This window comes from Pseudomonas alkylphenolica (assembly GCF_004025535.1).
In the GTDB taxonomy this organism is placed as follows: domain Bacteria; phylum Pseudomonadota; class Gammaproteobacteria; order Pseudomonadales; family Pseudomonadaceae; genus Aquipseudomonas; species Aquipseudomonas alkylphenolica_A.
The window spans coordinates 554,662-574,496 of the sequence record NZ_QJRG01000047.1 but is presented as its reverse complement, the minus strand read 5'-3'; the positions used below and the strand labels follow the sequence as shown (position 1 = coordinate 574,496).

Sequence of the window (19,835 nt, the reverse complement as noted above, 5' to 3'; positions counted from 1 at the left end):
TGCTCCTTAGGCTGCGCCGAGAATCAGGCCGCTGGTGGGTACGCCAGTGCCGGCCGTGACCAGCACGTGCTCTACATCCGCCACCTGGTTGACCGCGGTACCGCGCACCTGGCGCACCGCTTCGGCAATGCCGTTCATGCCATGGATGTAGGCCTCGCCCAGTTGCCCGCCGTGGGTGTTGATCGGCAGTTTGCCGCCACGTGCGTGGTGCCCGGCGCGGATGAATTCCTTGGCCTGCCCGCGCTCGACAAAACCGAACTCTTCCAGCTGCGGCAACACGAACGGGGTGAAGTGGTCGTAGATAATGGCGGTCTGGAACGCGTCCGGGCCCAGACCCGACTGGCGATACAGCTCACGCGCCACCACGCCCATTTCCGGCAGCCCGGTGATGTCGTCGCGGTAGAACGAGGTCATGCTTTGCTGGCCGTGGCTGATGCCCTGGGAGCCGGCCTTGATCGTCACCGGCTTCTGCCGCAAGTCTCGGGCACGCTCTGCCGAGGTGATGACCATAGCGACGGCGCCATCGGATTCCTGGCAGCAGTCGAGCAGGTGCAACGGCTCGCAGATCCAGCGCGAGGCCTGATGCTCTTCCAGGGTGATCGGCTTGCCATGGAAAAACGCCTGCGGGTTGGTCGCGGCAAAATCCCGTGCGGCCACCGCAACCCGGCCGAAGTCTTCGGAGGTCGCGCCATAGGTGTGCATGTAGCGCTGGGCGAACATCCCGACCCAGGCGGCTGGCGTATGGAAGCCATGGGGCATGTACCAGCCGTAGTTGACGTTGTCGAAGGTCGGCGTCGAGGCAAACCCGTAGCTGCCGGTGCCGAAGCGGTACCAGGAGCGTTCGTTCATGGCGCGGTACACCACCACCACTTTCGCCACCCCGGTCGCCACGGCCATGGCCGCATGCATCACCGGTCCGCAGGCCGCGCCGCCACCGTGAGGTACCTGCGAAAAAAACTTCACGTCTTTGCAGCCGAGCAAGCGGGCAATTTCGTATTCCGGAACCTTGTCCACGGAGTACGAACTGAACCCCTCGACCTCGCTCGGGTCGATGCCAGCGTCCTTGAGTGCACTCAAGGTGGCTTCCATGGCCAGGCGCAGTTCGGTGCGTCCGGAGTTCTTGGAAAATTCGGTTGCGCCCAGGCCAACGATCGCGGCGCGCCCGGAAATCGATGAATCAGTCATCTGTGTCTCTCCGGCTGTCAGGGCAGGACCACCGCGACCGTGCCGGTCACGTGGTTGCCCATGGAATTTTTGCCGCCGAGGGTGATTTCCACCGTACGGGTGTCGGCGTCCAGTTGCGTGACGCTGCCGCTGAAGGTCATGCAGTCACCGGGATAGTTCGGTGCACCGAGCTTGATCTTCAGCGAGCGGAACACCGCCTCCGGCCCGGCCCACTGTTCGACGAACCGCTGCACCAGCCCGTTGGTGGTGAGGATGTTCATGAACACATGGGGCGACCCCAGGGCACGCGCCGCGTCGGCGTCGTGGTGGCCAGGAAAATAGTCGCGGGTGGCAATCGCGCCGCCGTTGATCAGGGTCACCGTGACCGGCACCGCCAGTTCCGGCAGTGCTTCGCCGGGGCGCACGTCTTCAAAGCGCTTGGTGTTCTTCGAGGTCATATTTCCATCCCAGCTTGTCGTTATCGTTGAGCCAGTCGCCCAGGCGTTCCAGGCTTGCCGCCGAACCGCCGAGGGCTACGGTCAGGCCACGGCTCCAATAGAGAAAACGGTGGATCGGGTACGTCAGGTCGACACCAATCCCGCCATGTACGTGCTGCGCGACATGGCCGATACGGTGGCCCGCTTCACAGGCCAGCCAGGCCGTGGCCAGGGCTTCGGACGGCGCCGGCAAACCGGCATCGATGCGGTAGGCCAGTTGCCACAGCGCAGTGCGCAAGGCTTCGACGGCAATGTGGTTGTCGGCCATGCTCATCTGTACGGCCTGGAAGCTGCCGATGACGCGCTCGAACTGCCGGCGCTCGCTGACATAGGCCACGGTGCGGCGGATCTGCTCTTCGCTGACACCCACCTGCAACGCCGCCAGTGCCGCCACGCTGCGCAGCTCCAGCCAGTCAACCGCTTCGGCTGGCAACAGCGCCGCAGCGTTCACGATCAAGCCCTGGATGTGCAGGTCGGCCACCGCCTCGCCGTGGGTCAACACTGCCGATACCTTGCGGATCTCGGGCGCTGCCAGGTCGAGCAGGAGCAAACGCGGTTTACCTTCTGCCTGCACCACCACCAAGGCAGCGTGGGCCTGATCGCCCAGCGACAGCCCCGCAACCCGGCCGTCGATCGACCAGCCATCCGCGCAGGCGCTGGCCTGCAGTTCGATCCCCAGGGCGCTGCTCAAACCGTCCAGCGACAAGCTCAACAGCGACTCGCCGCTGGCTGCCCGGCGGACCCAGTGGGCATTGCCGTCGGCAGCGAAGTGCGCCAGGGTCGCGGCTGCCAGCTGGTGGCGCCACAACGGCACCTGGGCCAGGGCTTTGCCCTGGGCCTGCAGCACCAGCATCAGCTCGGTCATGCCCAGGCCGCTGCCGCCGTGCTCCTCGGGAATGGCCAGCGCTTGCAGGCCGGTCTCGATGCACAGCGACCACAGCGGCGCCATCATCGGCTCGCCGCTGGTGTCCCACTGGCGCATGTAGTCGTCATGGCAATGGTCGACAAACAGGCTGTCAGCCATCTGCGCAATGGCGCGCTGGTCTTCGGTCAATTCGAAATCCATAGTGTCGGGCTCCTAGGCATCCACCGGCCGGAACATGGGCAGGGTCTGCTGGTCATCGAAGGTCTGGAACTCGACCTGCAGGCGCTGGCCGATCTGGAGTTGCTCGCGGTCGACGCCAACCAGCCCGGCGATCAGGCGCACGCCCTCCTCCAACTCGATCAGCCCGATCGGGTTGGGGTAATCGAACGGCGGGACCTCGGGGTAATGCATGACCACGAACGAATACAGCGCGGCGCGGCCGCTGGCCTGCACGGTGTCCCAGTCGAAGCTGTGGCATTCGATACACACCGGGGCCGGTGGATGACGCAAGGTCTGGCACGCGGTGCAGCGCTGGATCAGTAACTGGCCCTTCTCGCAGCCTTCCCAGAAGAACCGTGTGTCGTCACTCACACCCGGCAGCGGGCGCTTGGGTTTGGCCGGTGCAGCTTCGACTTTGGCGGGGGCCTGGGCATTGGCCGGGCGGAACTTGAAGACGCGAAACAACAACTCGCCGACCGGCTCGTCGCCGCTGGCTTTTTCAGCGAAGTGACTCATGACCAGGGTGACAAAAAAGCCGGTGCCCAGGGCCGTGGCTTTTTCATCGCTGACCGAATCCAGGCGCGTCGTGTAGTAGAGCTTTTCGCCCATGCGCACCGGGCGGGTGAAGGTCAGTTCGGAGTTGACCGCCACGGTCGACAGGTAACCGTGGGCCTCCATGATCTTGAGCACCTCGTACGGGTTCTCGTCGGTGGAGCCTGGCGGATAGTTGTTGGCGTGCAGGCCTTCCATGGTCCACACCTGCAACATGCCCGGCGGGGCAATCAGCCCTTCATGACGGGTGCCGAGGGCAAACGCGGGGTCGGTGTACACGGGGTTGTCCACGCCCATGATCTCGCACCATTGGCGGACCATCGGTGCGTTGACCTCATCCCAGGCATACACACGGCCGTATTGGCGCCCCACCAGGGCGCGCGCATCGGATAGCAATTGTGGATCAGCCAAAGTCGTCTCCTTCTAATTGAAGGCAGCAGCCGAACCCGGCCGCCGCCACGGGTCGATCAGGTGGGCAGAACCTGCGCGGCCGCCCCGAGAAAGGCCGGACGCTCACCACCGCCATGCAGCAACAGGTTGCAGCCGCTGGCGTAGCTGGCCAGCGGCGATGCGATGTACAGGCAGGCGTTGGCAATGTCTTCGGCCACCGCCATGCGTGCCGCCGGAATGCCTGCGGCAACGGCGGCGATACCGGCTTCGGAGCCGTAATGCAGATGGGCCTGCTCGGTCAGCACCAGGCCCGGGCTGACGGTGACCACGCGGACCTTCGGGCCCCACTCCACGGCCAGCGATTGCACCAGCGCCAATACCCCGGCCTTGGCTGCGCCGTAAGCTGCGGTACCTGGCGAAGAGCGCAAGGCGCTGATGCTGCCGATGAAGACGATGCAGCCGCCCTGCGCCTGTGCCTGCATCAGCCGGTTGGCGTGCTGGGCAACGTTGAGCGGCGCGATCAGGTTCAGGCCGATGATGCTTTCGTGAAACCTCGGCGAGGCCGTGGCGGCTTCGGCGGCAGGGCTGCCACCGGCGTTGTTGATCACCACATCGAGGCGGCCGAAGTCGCGCTCGATGGTGGCAAACAGTCGTTGCAGGGAATCGTGGTCACGCACGTCGGCGGCGATGAACGTCGCGTGCTTGCCACCCAGCGTCGGTACCTGTTCAGGCTCGCGGCGAGCACAGACGATCACCCGCGCATTCGCGGCCAGAAACCCCAGTGCGATGCCGGCGCCGATGCCTTTGGTGCCACCGGTGACCAGCACCACCTTGCCGCTGTAATCAAGACCCGAATGCAGCTCCATCATGTGCTCCTTTTCTACTGACAAGGATCACTCTAGGGACGAACCCGGGGCCAAACTACGTCTGAACGGACGATGAAAATCAAACCTTGCGGACAGGACACTGACGCTTATTCACCCGTCGTCTGGTCCTTGAGGATGCCCATGTCCGATTCATCCGTTGCCCCGGTTCTGCTCGAACGCCCGCTGCCGGGCGTGGCCGTATTGCGGCTCAACCGGCCGCAGGCAACCAACGCCCTGAGCCTGGAACTGCAGGCGCTGCTGTCGCGCTATTTCAGTGAGCTGGCGGTCGATCCCGAGGTGCGCTGCATCGTGCTCACCGGCGGCGACAAAGTGTTTGCTGCCGGTGGCGACATCAACAGCATGGCCGGGGTGGGCGCCATTGATATCTACAAACGTCACACCGAGCGCGTCTGGGGGCCAATCCAGCATTGCCCCAAGCCGGTGATCGCTGCGGTGTGCGGTTATGCCTATGGCGGTGGTTGCGAACTAGCCATGCATGCCGACCTGATCGTGGCCGGGCGCAGCGCGCGCTTCTGCCAGCCGGAGATCCGCATCGGCATCATGCCCGGCATTGGTGGCACCCAGCGGCTGGTGCGCGCGGTGGGCAAGGTCAAGGCCATGCGCATGGCGCTCACCGGCCAGCCGATCAGCGCCGAAGAAGCCTGGGTGGCCGGCCTAGTCAGCGACCTGGTGGACGATGACCAGGTGCAGGCCCATGCCCTGGAACTGGCACGGGTGATTGCCGCGATGCCAGCGTTGGCGGCCGAGCAGATCAAGGAGGTGATTCTGGCCGGTATGGACGCGCCGCTTGAGGCCGGCCTGGCGCTGGAGCGCAAGGCCAATGCCCTGTTGTTTGCCTCACGCGATCAGAAGGAAGGCATGCAGGCCTTCATCGAGAAGCGCCCGGCGCACTTCAACGGGGAATAGGCGCCGGCCTGCCTGCGAGCCGGGCGCTGTGGTGCATCCGTCACAACGCGTCAGCGTTTTTCGCGGGCAAGCCACGCTCCTACAGGTCCGCGCGAAATCTGCAGGAGCCCGGCTAGCCGGCGAACCAGGCGCCACGGTGCATCAGTCACAACACGTCAGCGTTCTTCGCGAGCAAGTCGGAGCGCCGCCCGCTCGTTCCTACAGTTTCATGCCTGTGCGCTAGATACTCATGACCATCTGCCCACTGTCGATGCGCAACTCCACACCGTTGATTGCCCGCGATTCATCACTGGCCAGAAACAGCACGCTGCCGGCAACATCCTCAGGCAGGCACATGCGGTTCATCGGGTCGCTGTCGATGGTCAACCGCGTCGGGTCGAGGCCCTTGGGGAAGCCGCCGCTGGTCATGTCGGTAAGCACGCCATCCGGGTGCAGGGTGTTGCAGCGAATCCGGTACTTTCGACGCCGGCAGAACGCTGCCACCGAACGCGACAACGCCGCCACCGCGCCCTTGGAGGCACTGTAGGCCATGTAGTCGTCACGCCCGGCAAGGGCGGCGACCGATGACAGGTTGATGATCGAGCCACCGGTCTGCTTCATCAGTGCAATGCCTTCGCGACAACCGATGAACACGCTGTCGGCGTTCACCCGCATGACCTTGTGCCAGTCCTCCAGGGTCGCTTCCTCGATGCTACCAGGCAACAGGATACCGGCGTTGTTCAGCAGGATATCCAGGCGGCCATGCTGTTCGCGCAGGTGGGCGATGACCTGACGCCACTCGCTTTCACTGCTGACGTCATGGCGGATAAAACTCACCGCCGGGCCGATTTCAGCGGCCAATGCCTCGCCAGCCGCGACATCCACATCGCTGATCAGCACCTGGGCACCTTCGGCCGCCAGCAAGCGGACGCTGGCACGCCCGATGCCCTTGGCCCCGCCCGTTACCAGCGCCACCTTGCCATGAACACGGCCGTTCTTATTGTTCGTCATCATGTTGCCTCTTGTGCAAAGGTCAGTTGCATCTGTTGCACCGGGCTGCGGGGGTGTCGTAGAAACCCGCCGCTTGCCGATGATCAACACGTCGCAGTGTTCGTCCCACATCAGGGCGCAGCTGCTACCGCTGGCTGCCCAGGTGTTTGGCGGCGATGTAGCCGAAGGTCATCGCCGGCCCCAAGGTACCGCCCGCGCCCGGGTAGCTGGTGCCCATCACCGAGGCCGAACAGTTGCCGATCGCGTACAGGCCATCGATCGGCGCACCGTCATCACGGACCACCTGCGCATGTTCGTTGGTGAGCAAGCCGCCCTTGGTGCCGATGTCGCCGGCATCCAGGCGCATGGCGTAGTACGGGCCCTTGCGCAACGGTGCCAGGCACGGGTTGGGCTTGATGTTGCTGTCGCCGTAGTAACGGTCGAAGACGTTGCCACCGCGGCCGAAATCGACATCCTCACCGGTGCGCGCATATTCGTTGACCTTGACCACGGTAGCTTCGAGGCCGGCGGCATCGACGCCAATCTGCTTGGCCAGCCCCGCCAGGCTGTCATCCTTCCAGTACAGGCTGTTCAACCACTCCTTGCGCAAGCGGCTGTCCGGCATGATCTGCGCCGGCATCAACGGCCCCATGGCGTAGTTGAAGCGAAAGTGCCCGTCGAAAATCACCCAGGCCGGCACCGACTTGCCCGCGGTGAGGCCGTTGTCGCGGTACATGGCATCGACGAATTCCAGGTACGGTGCTGCCTCGTTGACAAAGCGCTGACCGAGGCTGTTGACCACGATGGCACCCGGGAACGCGCGCTCGGCGAAGATCCCACGAGGTTTGTCCTCGCCCGGTACGGCGATGGTCGGTGCCCACCAGGCCCAATCCATCAAGGCGGTGGCGGCGCCCTGCGCCAACCCGGCTTCCAGTGCCGCGCCGGTGTTGTTCCCCGGCGGCGTTGCGCTCCAGCCCATGCGGGTGGGTTGCGGCAGGTACTTTTCCCGCAGCGCCTGGTTCTGTTCAAAACCACCGGAGGCCAGAATCACCCCGTGGCGTGCATGCAATTGCATCTCGGTGCCGCCACGGCGGACGGTGACGCCGTTGACCCGCCCGCCTTCGCTGAGCAACCCGGAGAAATCGGTGTTGAGCCACAGCGGCACGTTGCGGTCCATCAACGAGCGGCGCAGCGAGGCCACCAGCGAACTGCCCAGCGAGGCGCGGCGGTCGATCTTGCTTTTACGCCGCCATTTGAAGTCCAGCTTGTAGCGCAGCATCAGGCCCATGATCAGCAGGCGCCAGCCAAAGTTGCGCGCCATGACCTTGTGCGCATCACGGGCGGTCCAGGCAATGCAGCCCATCAGCAAGGTCGAGGGCGACGGCTTGCGCAGGTTGTCCAGTTCGTCACCCAGCAGGCTGGTGTCGAAGAACTCCGGGTCCAGGGTTCGGCCGCCCGGCAAGGCACCCGGCAGGTGCGGGTAGTAGTCGGGGTACTTGGCCGCCACTGCGTAGCGCACACGACTGGTGCGGGCCAGTTCCTCGATCATCTTCGGGGCGTTGTCCAGGTAGGTGCGCAGCCGGGTTTCATCGACATGCTCGCCTGCTGCGGCCTTCAGATAACGCAGGGCCGTGTCGTAGTCGTCGTTGCCGTTCAGGCGGGCGAAATAGTGGTTGTTGGGGATCCAGATACCGCCACCGGAAATCGCCGAGGTGCCGCCGTACTTGTCGCTTTTTTCCACGACCAGCACGCTGAAACCCTGGTCGGCGAGGAACACTGCCGAGGTCATTGCACCTGCGCCCGAACCAACGACGATCACGTCGTAGTGGGTCTGAGACTGAACTTGAGCCGTCATTGTTGTTATGCCATTAGCTGAGGTCAGAAAAATACCGCCGACGACGCTGCGGGAACGGCGGCGGAGTGCAACCCATGATCGGGGCTGCACTGGCGGTGCTCATCGTCAAAGTGGACTAGGTTGGCGGCCTGAAGCCGGTTGTTCACAGTGCGAGAACAACCGGCTGAACAAGCCAGCGAAGTGCTGTCAGAGCACCGCGCGGCGGGCGACCCAGGGGCGATCCTGTTCCAGTTGGCTGGCCAGGCGCAGCAGGCCGTCCTCGCCGCCCAGGCGGGCGGTGAACATCATGCCCACCGGCAAGCCGTTGTCGCTCTGGCCCAGCGGCAGGGAAATCGCCGGTTGCCCGCTGACGTTGGCCAGCACGGTAAAGCCGGCGCTGCCCATGGCGTGGTGGGCATAGCTGTCCCACGGCTGGTCGAGCGTCAGCAGGCCCAACTGCGGGGTCAGGCTGGCGGTGACCGGCGAGAGGATCACGTCGAAGCGTTCAAATTGCTGCTCCATGGTCGCGCCAACGGTTTCGAACGACTGTCGGGCGCGGTACAACTCCTCACCGGTGGTGGCCTGGGCGCGCTGCAGGTTGACCAGGGTTACTTTTTCCAGGTCCTGCGCGGTGGCGGCCCGGCCCAACACCTGCTCGCGATCGCGAATCGCAGTGCGCAAGGCGGTGCCGAGCACGGTGCCGTGGGCGCCAAACAGCTGGCGCGGATCGATGTTCAGCTTCAGCTCTTCGACCTCATGTCCCAGCGCCAGCAATTGCTTGATGGTTTGCTCCAGGGTGGCGGCAATCGCCGGCTCCAGTGGCGCGCCGGTCAACGACTGGCGGACCACGGCGACGCGTAACTTCCCCGGCTCGCGCTGCAGTTCTTCGACATACGAACGCAGCAGCGGCGGGCTCCAATAGGCACTGCCCAGCTCACGGCCCTGGCCCGCATCGAGAAACAGCGCGGTATCGCGCAGCGAACGCGAGACGACGTTGGCGACGCTGGCACCAAAACTGCCCTCGAAATGCCCCGGCCCGCTCGGCGTGCGGTAGCGGCTGGGCTTGAGGCCGACCAAGCCGCAATAGGAGGCGGGAATGCGGATCGAGCCGCCGCCGTCGGTGGCATGGGCCACGGGGACGATCCCGGCCGCCACTGCCGCTGCCGAGCCACCGGAGGAGCCGCCGGCACTCATGGCCAGGTTCCACGGGTTGCACGTCTGCCCCCAGAGCATGGATTCGGTGGTGGTGGTCAAGCCGAACTCGGGGCTGGTGGTCTTGCCGAATGGGATGGCCCCGGCACGCTCGTAGCGGCTGATCAGGGTGCTGGTGCGCTCTGCGGGCGGAGCGTCCTTGAACAGCCGACAACCGTTGCTGGTCGAGGTGCCTTGCAGGTAGGTGTTGAGGTCTTTGATCAACACCGGCACGCCGGCCAATGTGCCCTGGGTTTCAGTGCCGGCGACGCGGCGCTGGGCCAGCAGTGCGCGGGCGTAGTCCTCATGCAGCATGTTCACCGCTTTGACCTTGGGGTTTACCGCCTGGCAGCGCGCCAGCGCCGCCGCCAGCAGGTCGGCCGCCTGCAATTCACCGCTGCGAATGGCCTCGCTCATGGCCCAGGCATCAAGCCCCTGATAGTCGCTGTCCGACAGCCCTGCCGCGCGAGCATCGGCAAAGCGCCCGAGCAGGCCACCCCCCACGGCCACGGCGCCAGCCTTGAGCACACTGCGCCGCGGCCAATCGGTTTGCGAAGCGCTGGTAGACGCGGGAGTAGCGTCGGTCATCAATGAGGTTTCGTTGCTTGGCATGGTTTCGCGTCCTGTCAGTTATTGTTATGAACGTGATGGAATAGCGTTGTCGCTCAGCAGATGCCCGCAATCGCGAGCGGGCCTTCAAACCACATTGAATCGCGCCGACAGCTGGTCCAGCGCCCGCGCCAGTTGTTCCAGATCCGACGCTGCAACCGCGCTTCGCCCAGCGCTGGCCGAAAGCGCACCGGTGCCCGCCGAGACACTGTCGACCCGCGCAACCATTTCGCGGGTCACCCGAACCTGCTCGGTGATCACCGTGGCGATGGTATCGACACTGCGGATCACGTCGTCGGTGCCACTGCGGATCTGCGCCACCGAATCGCCGGCCTCATGCGCCAGGCTAACCCCGTCGCGCACGCGGCTGACCACACGGCCCATGCCGTCGACCACCGCCAGGGTGCCTTGCTGAATGCGTTGCACCGTGAGGTCGATTTCGCCAATCGAGCTTGCGGTGCGCTGCGCAAGCATCCGCACTTCATCGGCAACCACAGCAAAGCCACGCCCCTGTTCGCCGGCCCGCGCCGCCTCGATGGCGGCGTTCAGGGCCAGCAGGTTGGTTTGCTCGGCAATGTTGCGGATCACCTTGAGTACGTGGCTGATCTCGCCGGAAAAGCCTTCCAGTTCGCGAATGTGCACGGCGGTATCGCTGATCACATCGCTGATGCGGTTCATTTCCTGGGCCATGTCGCGGATAAAGCCTTCGCTTTTGCCCGAGCGCCCCGCCGAGTGCTGGGTGATGCTGCGTGACACGCCGACGTGGTTTTCGACTTCGCCGATCGACCCCGACAGGTGCTCGACCGCACTGGAAATGCCGCGCACCGCATCGGCCTGCTGCTGAGTGGCCTGCGAGGCCAGCTCAGCTGATTCGGCCATGTGCGCGGCCTCGGAACTCACCCGAGTTACCAGCACGCGCATTTGCGAGATCAGCCCGTGCAGGCTGTCACGCATCGCCGCGATGTCCCTGAGCATCTGCGCAAACTCGTCGTGGCCCTTGACCGCGATGGTTTGCGACAAGTCACCGCCGGCGATCGCACGAACACTGGCGCCGGCCTGGGCAAAGGCGCGCTTGAGCCGGGTCAGAGTGGAAAACGCGGTAAGGCTGCCTGCCAGCACGCCGACTACGGCCAGGGCCAGGTACGCCAGCAAGGTCGATTGATAGCGTTGCTTGGCGGCCTCATAAGCGTGTTCGGCCGCCGCCTGCTGGATCGCCTGCAACTTGCCCAGCTCAAGCACTGCGGCATTGCCTTGCGGTTCGGCCATGCGCAGGAATGAAAGAATTCCCGGCAGTCGAAAATCGCCGGCGCGAAAGGTTTCCAACAGGATCTGCAGCTCCTCCCGCCAGGCCCGGTAGTGCTCGTCAAAGGCCTCGGCCGCCTGCTGTTCGTCACCGTTCAGAGCGCGTTGACGGTACTCGCCCCAGATCTGGTCCAGCGCCTGGTTGTTGGCTTCGATGGCGCTGAGGGTGGCTTCCACGGGGCGATCGAACGCTGCCACCAACGGCCCTTCGGGATCCTGCTGGATGGCCAGCAACACCTGGCGCCGGCTCTCGTCGAGACGGTGCTGGACTTCGCCAAACATCAGCAGCGTCGCCAGGTTGTCATCGTTGATGGCACGCAGGCTATCGCGCGCCTGCTGCAACCCGTGGGCACCAAAACCGACTGCCAGCACAAACAGCAATGTGGCCAGCAGCGCCCACAGCCACAGGCGCTGGGCGATAGTGATTGTCTTGAACATAAACAATGGCTTGTCCCGTACGGCAGGCGGCGCGCAGGAGGCGCGCCGCGCTCGGTCAGTCGGCTGTCACGCTGGCCAGCATGGCCGCCAGGAAATGCTCGCCATACGGCGGCAACAGCCCCCATTCACGACGCGGGTCATGCGCCGGTGCCTTGAACACGGTGCGCTGGTGGCTGAATTCGAGGAACCCCTCGCGGCCGTGGTAATGGCCCATGCCCGAGGCGCCGATGCCGCCGAACGGCGCGTTGTGCATCGCCGGGTGCATCATCACGTCGTTGATGGTCACCCCGCCGGACAGCGTGCGCTCGAGAACGTACTGCTGCTGTTGCAGGTCTTCGCCGAAGTAGTACAGGGCCAACGGCCGTGGCCGCGCATTGATGTCGTCGATGACGTAGTCAAGGTCTTCGTAGGTCAGCACCACCACGGCCGGGCCGAAAATTTCTTCGTGCATGATCACGCTGTCCGGCGCCGGGTCGACCACCACGCGCAACGGACGACGACGGTCCTGGGCGTTCACCGCCAGCGGCTCTGGCACGCTCTCGACCCGTGCACCGCGATTCTGGGCATCCAGCACGTAACCTTCGACACGGTCAAGGTGACGCTGGTTGACCACCGCCACCACATCCGGGTTGCCGGCGACCGTTGGATTGAGTTCGGCGTAGCTGCTGCGCAGAGCGTCCAGGAACGCTTCGAGCTGTGCCTTGGGCACATACACCAGATCCGGGTTGATGCAGATCTGCCCGCCGTTGCAGGCTTTGCCCGCAGCGATACTGAAGGCGGCCTTTTTCAGGTCGGCGCTGGCAGTGACGATGACCGGCGACTTGCCGCCCAGCTCCAGCGTTACCGGCACCAGGTTCAGTGCAGCGTTGCGCATCACCAGGCGGCCGGTCGAAGTACTGCCGGTGTACACCAGGTGATCGAACGGCTGCGCGCTGAAGGCCTCGGCCAGTTCGACGTCGCCGGTGACCACGGCAATTTCCAGTGGATCGATGTGTTCAGCAAACAACTGCGCCACCAGCTCGGCGGTACGCGGTACTACGTCCGAGGGCCTGAGAATGGCCCGGTTGCCCGCCGCCAGCACCGAGGCCAAGGGGCTGAACAGGGTAAACAGTGGCGCGTTCCAGGTACCGAGAATGCCCACCGTGCCCTTGGGCTGGTGCATCACCCACGCTTTGGCGCCAAGCTGGTCGTAAGGCGAGAACGGTTCGCGCTGCTCGTCCTGCATCCAGCCCTGCACATGGTCCCGCGCATACTTGAGCGAGCCCAGGGCGCCCACCACATCATTCATCAGCGAGAAACCGGCAGGCCGACCGCCAAAATCCTCGTCGATGGCATCGGTCAACGCGCCATGGTGACGAACCAGCAGGTCGATCACTTGCTGGAGTCGGCGGCGGCGGGTATCGGCACTTACCGCACCGGCGCTGGCGAACGCGCTTTTTTGCCGGGATAGCAGGCTGGAAAGCCCTTGGACGGATGATGTGACAGAACTCATTCGTGGCCCCTTGCAGGTACTGGCCCCATGGCCGGGAAGCGCCCGATGCGCTTGCCGCCACACTAGCCCTGCACCCCCCGTGTCGCCTCGTCCGATCGGACGAGGTTCGGCCAAATCTGTTAGTCCGTTGAGACGATGTTTAACGGCGTGTTGCGACCAATACTGGCCTTACGAAAATCCCACTCCATGAGGCCAATCATGGCAACGCCAAACGTCAGTTTCGATCCCCAGGCTTTTCGTGCCGCACTCGGCACCTTTACCACCGGGGTCACGATCATTACCACCCAGTCTGAAGACGGCTCGCCCGTGGGGATCACGGCCAACAGTTTCAATTCGGTTTCGCTCAACCCGCCGCTGGTGCTCTGGAGCCTGTCGAAGAAGGCGCGCAGCCTGCCGGTGTTCACCAGTGGCAAGCACTGGAACGTGCATGTGCTGTCCACCGAGCAGGAAACCCTGTCGGGGCGTTTCGCCACCCAGGGCGAAGACAAGTTCTCTGAAGTGCAACTGGACAACGGCGTCAGTGAAGCGCCGCTGCTGCAGGACTGCACCGCACGCTTTCAATGCCGCACGGCGTTCCAGTACGAAGGCGGCGACCATGTGATTTTTGTCGGCGAAGTGCTTGCCTTCGATCACAGCGACCGCGCACCGCTGGCATTCCAGAGCGGCCAATACGCCCTGGCAACCCGCAAGCCACGCAGCGAACTGCGCCTGGCCACCACGCCGCCGCCACCGGAGTGCAGCTACACCGAAGACTTGCTCGGCTACCTGTTGGGGCGCGGCCACTATCAGGTGCTGAACGCCCTGCAGCAGCTGCTGAGTAACCAGCAACTGGATGAAATGGCGTTCTTCATCCTGTCGATCCTGTGCATCCGCGACAACCTGAGCCTTGAAGAGATCAATACCTTCGTGACCTACACCGGTCGCGAAGTGACCTTGGCGAGCATGCGTTTCCTCGAGCACCAGCGCCTGGTGGCGATTGAAGGTTCGGCCGACGCGCTGCGCTTTGTGCTCACGGCCCAGGGCCGGGAAGTGTCGCTGCATCAGCTGGCGCTGGCCAAGGCCGTGGAAGAAGACCTTACGGCCAAGCTCGGCCCCGCCGATGCCCAGGCGCTCAAAGTGTTGCTCAAGCGCCTGATTGTGGTCAGCGACCCAGGCCTGCCGGACCTCTGGGCCCCACGATGAGCACCTTGCCAGCGGCCAGCGTCGGTTGGCGCAGCCACGGTGTGCTGTTGTTGCTGGCTGCGGTGTTCGCCGACAACTTTGTCGGCCGGCAGATACTCGCGGTGATGATCGAGCCGATCAAATCCGAGTTCGGCGTCAGCGACACCGCCATGGGCTTGATCTCCGGCCTGGCGTTCGCTGCCGTATACGCCGTCATGGGCCTGCCGGCCGGTCGGCTGGTGGACCGCATGCCGCGCACCCGGCTGCTGGCCATGGCCTGCCTGCTCTGGGCCGTGGCGACCATGGCCTGCGGCCTGGCGGGCGGCTTCCTGACGCTGGCCATTGCGCGCATGCTGGTAGCGGTGAGTGAATCGCCGACCACCTCGGCTTCGCTGTCGATGATCGCTGACCTGTATCCGCCACAGCGCCGCTCATTCGCGATCAGTTGCTTCACCAGTGCACCGACCTTTTCCTCGATCGTCGGCCTGAGTATCGGCGCCTGGGTGGTGGAGCACTATGGCTGGCGCAGCGGCTTTATCGCCCTGGGCGCACCTGCTTTGTTGTTCAGCGCCCTGCTGGCTTTTGTCGTGCGCGACCCGCAACGCGGCCGCTGGGACCTCACCCCTCACGCCCAGGCGCCCTCCCCGTTGCTGGGCATGCGTGCCGAGGCAGGCGAACTCTGGGCGCAGCCGGCTTATCGCTGCCTGATCCTCGCGGGCGGGCTGACCACGCTCAGCTCCTATGCCATCGGCATGTGGAACACCAGCTTTCTGGTGCGCTCCCATGGTTTGTCGCTGCAACACGCCGGGTTGCTGGTCGGCGTGATCTGCGGTATCTCGGCGGGATTCGGCGGGCTGTTCAGCGGCTGGTTGAGCGACCGCCTGACCCGGCGTAACCCGCACTGGCAGGTTTCCATCCCGGTGCTTGGCCATGTGACCGCACTCTGCGCGCTGGTGCCTTACCTGCTGTGGTCCGACGCGGTGCTAATACGCATCGGCGCGGTGCCGATCCCCACGGCGATGCTCTGGTGCGCGCTGTATGCGTTTTTTACCGTGTGGTGGGTAGCACCGTCCTACAACCTGGTCAGCCAACTGGTGGCCCCTGGTCGTCGGGGTAGCGCCATGGCCTTGCAGACCATCGTCAGCACGTTGCTCGGCGTCGGTGTCGGGCCGCTGGTTGTCGGCCTGTGCAGCGACCTGCTGGTGCCGGTCTACGGCCAGGAGTCGCTGCGCTACGCATTGATGATGATGAGCCTGCCGGTGCTCGGTGCAATGCTGTTGCTGGTACGCACCGCGCGCCACGCATCCAGAACCGACTACCGTCACGCGGCGATTGTATTGCCCCCCTCTGCCGTTTGACCGGGAGCCCCCATGCGCAGTACGCCCCCTCAACCTACTGGCTGGCGCAGCCATGGCCTGCTGTTTGTGCTGGCGATGATGTACGCCGACAACTTTGTCGGCCGGCAGATCATCGCGGTGATGATCGAACCGCTGAAACGCGAGTTCGGTGCCAGCGATAGCGCCATGGGTCTGGTTTCGGGCCTGGCCTTCGCGGCGGTCTATGTGCTGCTGGGCCTGCCGGCCGGGCGTATGGCCGACCGCCTGCCGCGCACACGCCTGCTCGCTGTCACCTGCCTGTTATGGGCGCTGGCCACAGTGCTCTGCGGCCTGGCCACCAGCTTCACGATGCTGGTGATCGCGCGCATGGCGGTGGCCGTATTCGAGTCGCCGAGCACCTCGACCTCGATGTCGATCATCGCCGACATCTACCCGCCGCACCGGCGCTCCTTTGCCATCAGTTGCTACACCGCCGCGCCGACCTTTTCGACCATCATTGCCCTGTGTGTCGGCGCCTGGGTGGTCGACCAGTATGGCTGGCGCAGCGCGTTTTTTGCCGTCGCCCTGCCCTCGCTGCTGATCAGCGCGGTGTTCGCCTTTGTCATGCGCGACCCGGTACGCGGGCGCTTCGACCTGCCCCCCGCCAGCCATGCTGCACCGCCCATGCAAAGCCTGCTGGGCAGCGCGCGCGCGCTCATGGCGCAACCGGCCTACCGGTGCCTGGTGCTGGCCTGCGGCATCACCACCTTCAGCGCCTACGCCTTTGCCATGTGGAATGCCAGCTTCCTGGTGCGCTCGCATGCCATGCCGCTGCAATACGCCGGCATCCTTGCCGGATTGGTCGGTGGCACCTGCGCCGGGCTCGGCACCCTGTTCAGCGGCTGGCTGACCGACCGCCTGGCAATCCGCAGCCAGCAGTGGCAGATCGGTATTCCGCTGATCGGCCATGTGCTCGGCAACTGCGCGCTCATCGTTTACCTGCTCTGGCCCCGCGACATCCTCGTGTATGTCGGCGCCGTTCCGGTGCCCAGCGCGATGCTCTGGTGCGCGCTGGGTAGCTTCTTCTCGGTGTGGTGGGTAGGGCCGTGCTTTTCGTTGCTGACCCAGCTGGTGCCCGCGCACCGCCGGGCAACCGCCGTCGCCTTGCAGACCATCGTCTCGACCTTGCTCGGGGTCGGCATCGGCCCGCTGGCGACCGGGCTGCTCAGCGATGCGCTGATGCCGATGCTGGCCGACGAGTCGCTGCGTTACGCCCTGCTACTGATCAACCTGACCATCGTCATCCCGATCGTTTTGCTCTGGCGCACCTACCAGCACCTCACCACCCCCTCGAGACGCTCTGCCTATGCCTAAAGCCGGCGCCCTGGCGCACAACACCGAAAGCGCACAGTTCATCATCGCCGCCGCCAAGGAGCTGCTGGCCGAGGTCGGCTATGGCGCCATGTCCATGCGCCAACTGGCCAGCCGCGCGGGGATCCTCCCAGGCAGCCTCTACCACCATGTGGCAAGCAAGCAGGACCTGCTGTTGCTGGTGCTGCAGGACCTGCTGGAGGAGCGCGACAGTGCCTGGCGGCAGCTCCCGCGCAAGAAAACCTTTCTTGGCGAACTGCAGGGTCTGATTCGCTTTGTGCTGGCCTGGCAGGTGGCGCACCCCAATGACGCCAAAGTGCTGGAACATGAGCACCGTCACCTCGACGCCCAGCAACAAGGCTGGCTGGCCCAGCGCACCAACAGCCTGGAGTCTCGCCTGCACAACCTGCTGCACCGCGGGCAACAAAAAAGCACCCTGGGCAACATCGACGTCGAGTCGGCCGCCCTGGCAATCATGGCCTTGCTCGGCACCGCCGATGCGTTGCGCGGCAGCTCGCCAAGCTGGACCGCGTCCCGCCTTGAAGCGCACTTTTTGCAGATGAGCCTGCGTGTGCTTGATGTAAAAGCGTAAACGCCCAGCACGAAGGCTGGGCGAAGGCTACTTTCTGTTTTCCATCATCTTGTCGGCGAGCGCCTTGGCCCGCTCTATCAGCAGATTCTGCCGGTCTTCATGCGTGGCGCCTCCTACCACCGGCGCGGTCAGATTGCTTTCGGCAATCAACGCAGCGCAGAAATACTGATCCCAGACGGCTTGCGCCGACAACGGTTGATTCAGCGGGGCGGTGTCCATGTGCGGCTCCTTCTGATGAGGTAGCACGCCTATTTTACCCCTCTATCGGGGGGGTTCCGTGTGGGCGGGGATAGTCGGCAACCTGTGTGCTGGCGACGATTTGTCACGGAAAGAAAAGCAAATGACGTCGAAAGAAAAGTCGATTTCAGAAAAAACGCGTAGATAAATCAGTCGCCAGCCACATCGAAGGCAACCCTATAAACGACCTCCGCTCGCCCACAAGAAGAATAATATGTTCAGAACTATCAATATCGCCTGGCGTGCATCCATTGGTTTCAGTCTGGTTACTGCACTAACCGCAGTCTTGGGAATATTCGCGCTGATAAAACTGGAGGACATGCGAGAGAGCACGCGACAGATAAGTGATGACTGGCTACCCGGCGTCATGGTCTTGAGCCAGGGCGCGCAGAACGTACAACGTATCCGTGCCCTGACCCTGCGCATCATGATCAGCCGTGACCCGGCAACCCTTGAGCAGAACTACAGCAAGATCGACGTGCTCAAGGCCGACACCCGAAAGGCGATGGCGGAGTACGAGAAAACCATCATCCTCGATGAAGACCGGGTGCTGTACGAGCGCTTCAAGGCGGCCGAAGCTGCCTATATGGCGCTGCAAGTCAACGTCATCGACTTGTCGCGCAAGAATCAGCTCGATGAAGCCCGCAACCTTATCAACGGCGAGATGAACCCGCGCGCAGATGAATTGAGCAAGGCACTCGCCGAGCTGATCGAGCTGAACAACCGTGGCGCCAATCAGGCAGCCGCCAACAGCGTCGACGTGTTCAACAGTGCGCGCAGCGGCGTTATCGCCGCGTTGTTGCTCGTCGCACTGGCGTCATGCGTTGTAGCGGTCAGCTTGATACGCAGCATCGTCCTGCCGCTGCGCCAATCGGTGCAACTGGCCGAGACTGTGGCCACCGGCAACCTCACCACCCCTGTCGTGGCTATTGGCAACGATGAGCCTGCACGCTTGATGAACGCCTTGGCGACCATGCAGAGCAACCTGCGCAGCACCATCATGGCCATCGCCGAATCGTCCAACCAGCTGGCATCGGCAGCCGAAGAGTTGAGTGCCGTGACCGAAGATGCCAGCCGCGGGCTACACCAGCAAAATGGCGAGATCGAGCAAGCGGCCACCGCGATCAACGAAATGACCAGCGCCGCCGAAGACGTCGCCCGCAACGCGAGCTCCACTGCCGACGCCACCCGCACCTCGGACCTGACTGCGCAGCAAGGCCGCCAGCAGGTCTTGCGTACCGTCGACGCCATTGCCGAACTGGCCAGTGGCGTAACCGCAACGGCCGGTGAAGTAGAAAGCCTGGCGGACCGGGTACGCGACATCAGTCAGGTCGTCGACGTCATTCGCACGGTGGCCGAGCAGACCAACTTGCTCGCACTCAACGCCGCCATCGAAGCGGCCAGGGCCGGCGAGGCAGGCCGTGGCTTTGCCGTGGTCGCCGATGAAGTGCGCAGCCTTGCCCACCGGACCCAGCGCTCGACCCAGGAAATCGAGCAACTGGTCATGGCCATCGAAGAAGGCACCGTGGCGGCGGTGAATGCCATGAAAGGCAGCAACACCCACGCGCGCGACACACTCGAAGTGGCCCACGCCGCAGGCCAGGCGCTGGACCAGATGGCTTCGTCGTTCACCCAGATCAATGAGCGCAACCTGGTGATCGCCAGCGCTGCCGAGCAGCAGGCCCAGGTCGCCCGGGAAGTGGATGGCAACCTCGCCAACATCCGCGACCTCGCGGCGCAGACTGCTACCGGTGCGAAACAAACCAGCGCGGCCAGCCAGGACCTGTCTCGCCTGGCGGTTTCGCTTAACGGTCTGGTGATGAGGTTTGTGGTTTAACGCAGA

The 19,835-nt window shown here is 64.3% G+C and carries 17 protein-coding genes; 6 read left to right on the top strand and 11 right to left on the bottom strand.

Features of this window, described 5'->3' with window-relative positions; all coding sequences use genetic code 11:
* Window positions 1-6: 6 nt before the first annotated feature.
* The 5 genes from DM813_RS17940 to DM813_RS17920 are packed head-to-tail and all read right to left on the bottom strand — an operon-like array spanning window position 7 to window position 4,553.
* The gene (locus DM813_RS17940) at window positions 7-1,185 is read right to left on the bottom strand and encodes a lipid-transfer protein (protein WP_128324719.1); all 1,179 of its coding nucleotides are present in this window, start codon (window positions 1,183-1,185) and stop codon (window positions 7-9) included.
* A 17-nt stretch (window positions 1,186-1,202) separates the two neighbouring features.
* Window positions 1,203-1,622, bottom strand: coding sequence for a MaoC family dehydratase (locus DM813_RS17935; RefSeq protein WP_128324718.1), 420 nt, complete (start codon window positions 1,620-1,622; stop codon window positions 1,203-1,205).
* Window positions 1,594-2,727: an acyl-CoA dehydrogenase family protein gene (locus DM813_RS17930; protein ID WP_128324717.1), complete on the bottom strand. Its 1,134-nt coding sequence runs from the start codon at window positions 2,725-2,727 to the stop codon at window positions 1,594-1,596. Before DM813_RS17930 ends, DM813_RS17935 begins: the two co-directional genes overlap by 29 nt.
* Window positions 2,728-2,739: 12 nt before the next feature.
* Window positions 2,740-3,708 (bottom strand): bifunctional MaoC family dehydratase N-terminal/OB-fold nucleic acid binding domain-containing protein, encoded by a 969-nt coding sequence (locus tag DM813_RS17925; protein ID WP_128324716.1) that lies wholly within the window; start codon window positions 3,706-3,708, stop codon window positions 2,740-2,742.
* A 56-nt stretch (window positions 3,709-3,764) separates the two neighbouring features.
* A complete protein-coding gene (locus DM813_RS17920; protein ID WP_128324715.1) occupies window positions 3,765-4,553 on the bottom strand; it encodes an SDR family oxidoreductase in 789 nt (262 codons plus the stop codon).
* A 141-nt stretch (window positions 4,554-4,694) separates the two neighbouring features.
* Here DM813_RS17920 and DM813_RS17915 point away from each other — a divergent pair, with 141 nt between their 5' ends.
* A complete protein-coding gene (locus DM813_RS17915; protein ID WP_128324714.1) occupies window positions 4,695-5,480 on the top strand; it encodes an enoyl-CoA hydratase in 786 nt (261 codons plus the stop codon).
* A gap of 219 nt (window positions 5,481-5,699) precedes the next feature.
* Here DM813_RS17915 and DM813_RS17910 read toward each other — a convergent pair whose 3' ends face one another.
* From DM813_RS17910 to DM813_RS17890, 5 genes are all read right to left on the bottom strand, one after another.
* Window positions 5,700-6,473 carry an SDR family oxidoreductase gene (locus DM813_RS17910; protein ID WP_128324713.1) on the bottom strand — a complete coding sequence of 258 codons (774 nt, stop codon included), beginning with the start codon at window positions 6,471-6,473 and terminating at the stop codon, window positions 5,700-5,702.
* 121 nt (window positions 6,474-6,594) lie between these two features.
* Window positions 6,595-8,304 (bottom strand): FAD-dependent oxidoreductase, encoded by a 1,710-nt coding sequence (locus DM813_RS17905; protein WP_128324712.1) that lies wholly within the window; start codon window positions 8,302-8,304, stop codon window positions 6,595-6,597.
* A 186-nt stretch (window positions 8,305-8,490) separates the two neighbouring features.
* A complete protein-coding gene (locus DM813_RS17900) occupies window positions 8,491-10,062 on the bottom strand; it encodes an amidase (RefSeq protein WP_128325253.1) in 1,572 nt (523 codons plus the stop codon).
* Between the two features lie 108 nt (window positions 10,063-10,170).
* On the bottom strand, window positions 10,171-11,823 hold the full coding sequence (locus DM813_RS17895) for a methyl-accepting chemotaxis protein (RefSeq protein ID WP_128324711.1): 1,653 nt from the start codon (window positions 11,821-11,823) through the stop codon (window positions 10,171-10,173).
* A gap of 55 nt (window positions 11,824-11,878) precedes the next feature.
* Window positions 11,879-13,315 carry a coniferyl aldehyde dehydrogenase gene (locus DM813_RS17890; protein ID WP_128324710.1) on the bottom strand — a complete coding sequence of 479 codons (1,437 nt, stop codon included), beginning with the start codon at window positions 13,313-13,315 and terminating at the stop codon, window positions 11,879-11,881.
* 198 nt (window positions 13,316-13,513) lie between these two features.
* Here DM813_RS17890 and DM813_RS17885 point away from each other — a divergent pair, with 198 nt between their 5' ends.
* The 4 genes from DM813_RS17885 to DM813_RS17870 are packed head-to-tail and all read left to right on the top strand — an operon-like array spanning window position 13,514 to window position 17,755.
* Window positions 13,514-14,497, top strand: coding sequence for a flavin reductase family protein (locus DM813_RS17885; protein WP_128324709.1), 984 nt, complete (start codon window positions 13,514-13,516; stop codon window positions 14,495-14,497).
* Window positions 14,494-15,834, top strand: coding sequence for a spinster family MFS transporter (locus DM813_RS17880; RefSeq protein ID WP_206617399.1), 1,341 nt, complete (start codon window positions 14,494-14,496; stop codon window positions 15,832-15,834). The genes DM813_RS17885 and DM813_RS17880 overlap by 4 nt, the downstream gene beginning before the upstream one ends.
* 12 nt (window positions 15,835-15,846) lie before the next feature.
* The gene (locus tag DM813_RS17875; protein WP_128324708.1) at window positions 15,847-17,166 is read left to right on the top strand and encodes a spinster family MFS transporter; all 1,320 of its coding nucleotides are present in this window, start codon (window positions 15,847-15,849) and stop codon (window positions 17,164-17,166) included.
* A complete protein-coding gene (locus DM813_RS17870) occupies window positions 17,159-17,755 on the top strand; it encodes a TetR/AcrR family transcriptional regulator (RefSeq protein ID WP_128324707.1) in 597 nt (198 codons plus the stop codon). Before DM813_RS17875 ends, DM813_RS17870 begins: the two co-directional genes overlap by 8 nt.
* A 27-nt stretch (window positions 17,756-17,782) precedes the next feature.
* On the opposite strand, the gene DM813_RS17865 is transcribed toward DM813_RS17870, so the two are convergent.
* Window positions 17,783-17,974 carry a hypothetical protein gene (locus DM813_RS17865; protein ID WP_128324706.1) on the bottom strand — a complete coding sequence of 64 codons (192 nt, stop codon included), beginning with the start codon at window positions 17,972-17,974 and terminating at the stop codon, window positions 17,783-17,785.
* Window positions 17,975-18,206: 232 nt separating this feature from the next.
* Between DM813_RS17865 and DM813_RS17860 the strand changes: the two genes are divergently transcribed.
* A complete protein-coding gene (locus DM813_RS17860) occupies window positions 18,207-19,829 on the top strand; it encodes a methyl-accepting chemotaxis protein (RefSeq protein WP_128324705.1) in 1,623 nt (540 codons plus the stop codon).
* Window positions 19,830-19,835 lie beyond the last annotated feature (6 nt).

Coding starts and splice junctions, on each gene's coding strand:
- DM813_RS17905 (WP_128324712.1), bottom strand. CDS start 8,304: ATGACGGCTCAAGTTCAGTCTCAGACCCACTACGACGTGATCGTCGTT.
- DM813_RS17900 (WP_128325253.1), bottom strand. CDS start 10,062: ATGACCGACGCTACTCCCGCGTCTACCAGCGCTTCGCAAACCGATTGG.
- DM813_RS17915 (WP_128324714.1), top strand. CDS start 4,695: ATGTCCGATTCATCCGTTGCCCCGGTTCTGCTCGAACGCCCGCTGCCG.
- DM813_RS17920 (WP_128324715.1), bottom strand. CDS start 4,553: ATGGAGCTGCATTCGGGTCTTGATTACAGCGGCAAGGTGGTGCTGGTC.
- DM813_RS17885 (WP_128324709.1), top strand. CDS start 13,514: ATGGCAACGCCAAACGTCAGTTTCGATCCCCAGGCTTTTCGTGCCGCA.
- DM813_RS17895 (WP_128324711.1), bottom strand. CDS start 11,823: ATGTTCAAGACAATCACTATCGCCCAGCGCCTGTGGCTGTGGGCGCTG.
- DM813_RS17910 (WP_128324713.1), bottom strand. CDS start 6,473: ATGATGACGAACAATAAGAACGGCCGTGTTCATGGCAAGGTGGCGCTG.
- DM813_RS17880 (WP_206617399.1), top strand. CDS start 14,494: ATGAGCACCTTGCCAGCGGCCAGCGTCGGTTGGCGCAGCCACGGTGTG.
- DM813_RS17875 (WP_128324708.1), top strand. CDS start 15,847: ATGCGCAGTACGCCCCCTCAACCTACTGGCTGGCGCAGCCATGGCCTG.
- DM813_RS17935 (WP_128324718.1), bottom strand. CDS start 1,622: ATGACCTCGAAGAACACCAAGCGCTTTGAAGACGTGCGCCCCGGCGAA.
- DM813_RS17890 (WP_128324710.1), bottom strand. CDS start 13,315: ATGAGTTCTGTCACATCATCCGTCCAAGGGCTTTCCAGCCTGCTATCC.
- DM813_RS17930 (WP_128324717.1), bottom strand. CDS start 2,727: ATGGATTTCGAATTGACCGAAGACCAGCGCGCCATTGCGCAGATGGCT.
- DM813_RS17870 (WP_128324707.1), top strand. CDS start 17,159: ATGCCTAAAGCCGGCGCCCTGGCGCACAACACCGAAAGCGCACAGTTC.
- DM813_RS17860 (WP_128324705.1), top strand. CDS start 18,207: ATGTTCAGAACTATCAATATCGCCTGGCGTGCATCCATTGGTTTCAGT.
- DM813_RS17865 (WP_128324706.1), bottom strand. CDS start 17,974: ATGGACACCGCCCCGCTGAATCAACCGTTGTCGGCGCAAGCCGTCTGG.
- DM813_RS17940 (WP_128324719.1), bottom strand. CDS start 1,185: ATGACTGATTCATCGATTTCCGGGCGCGCCGCGATCGTTGGCCTGGGC.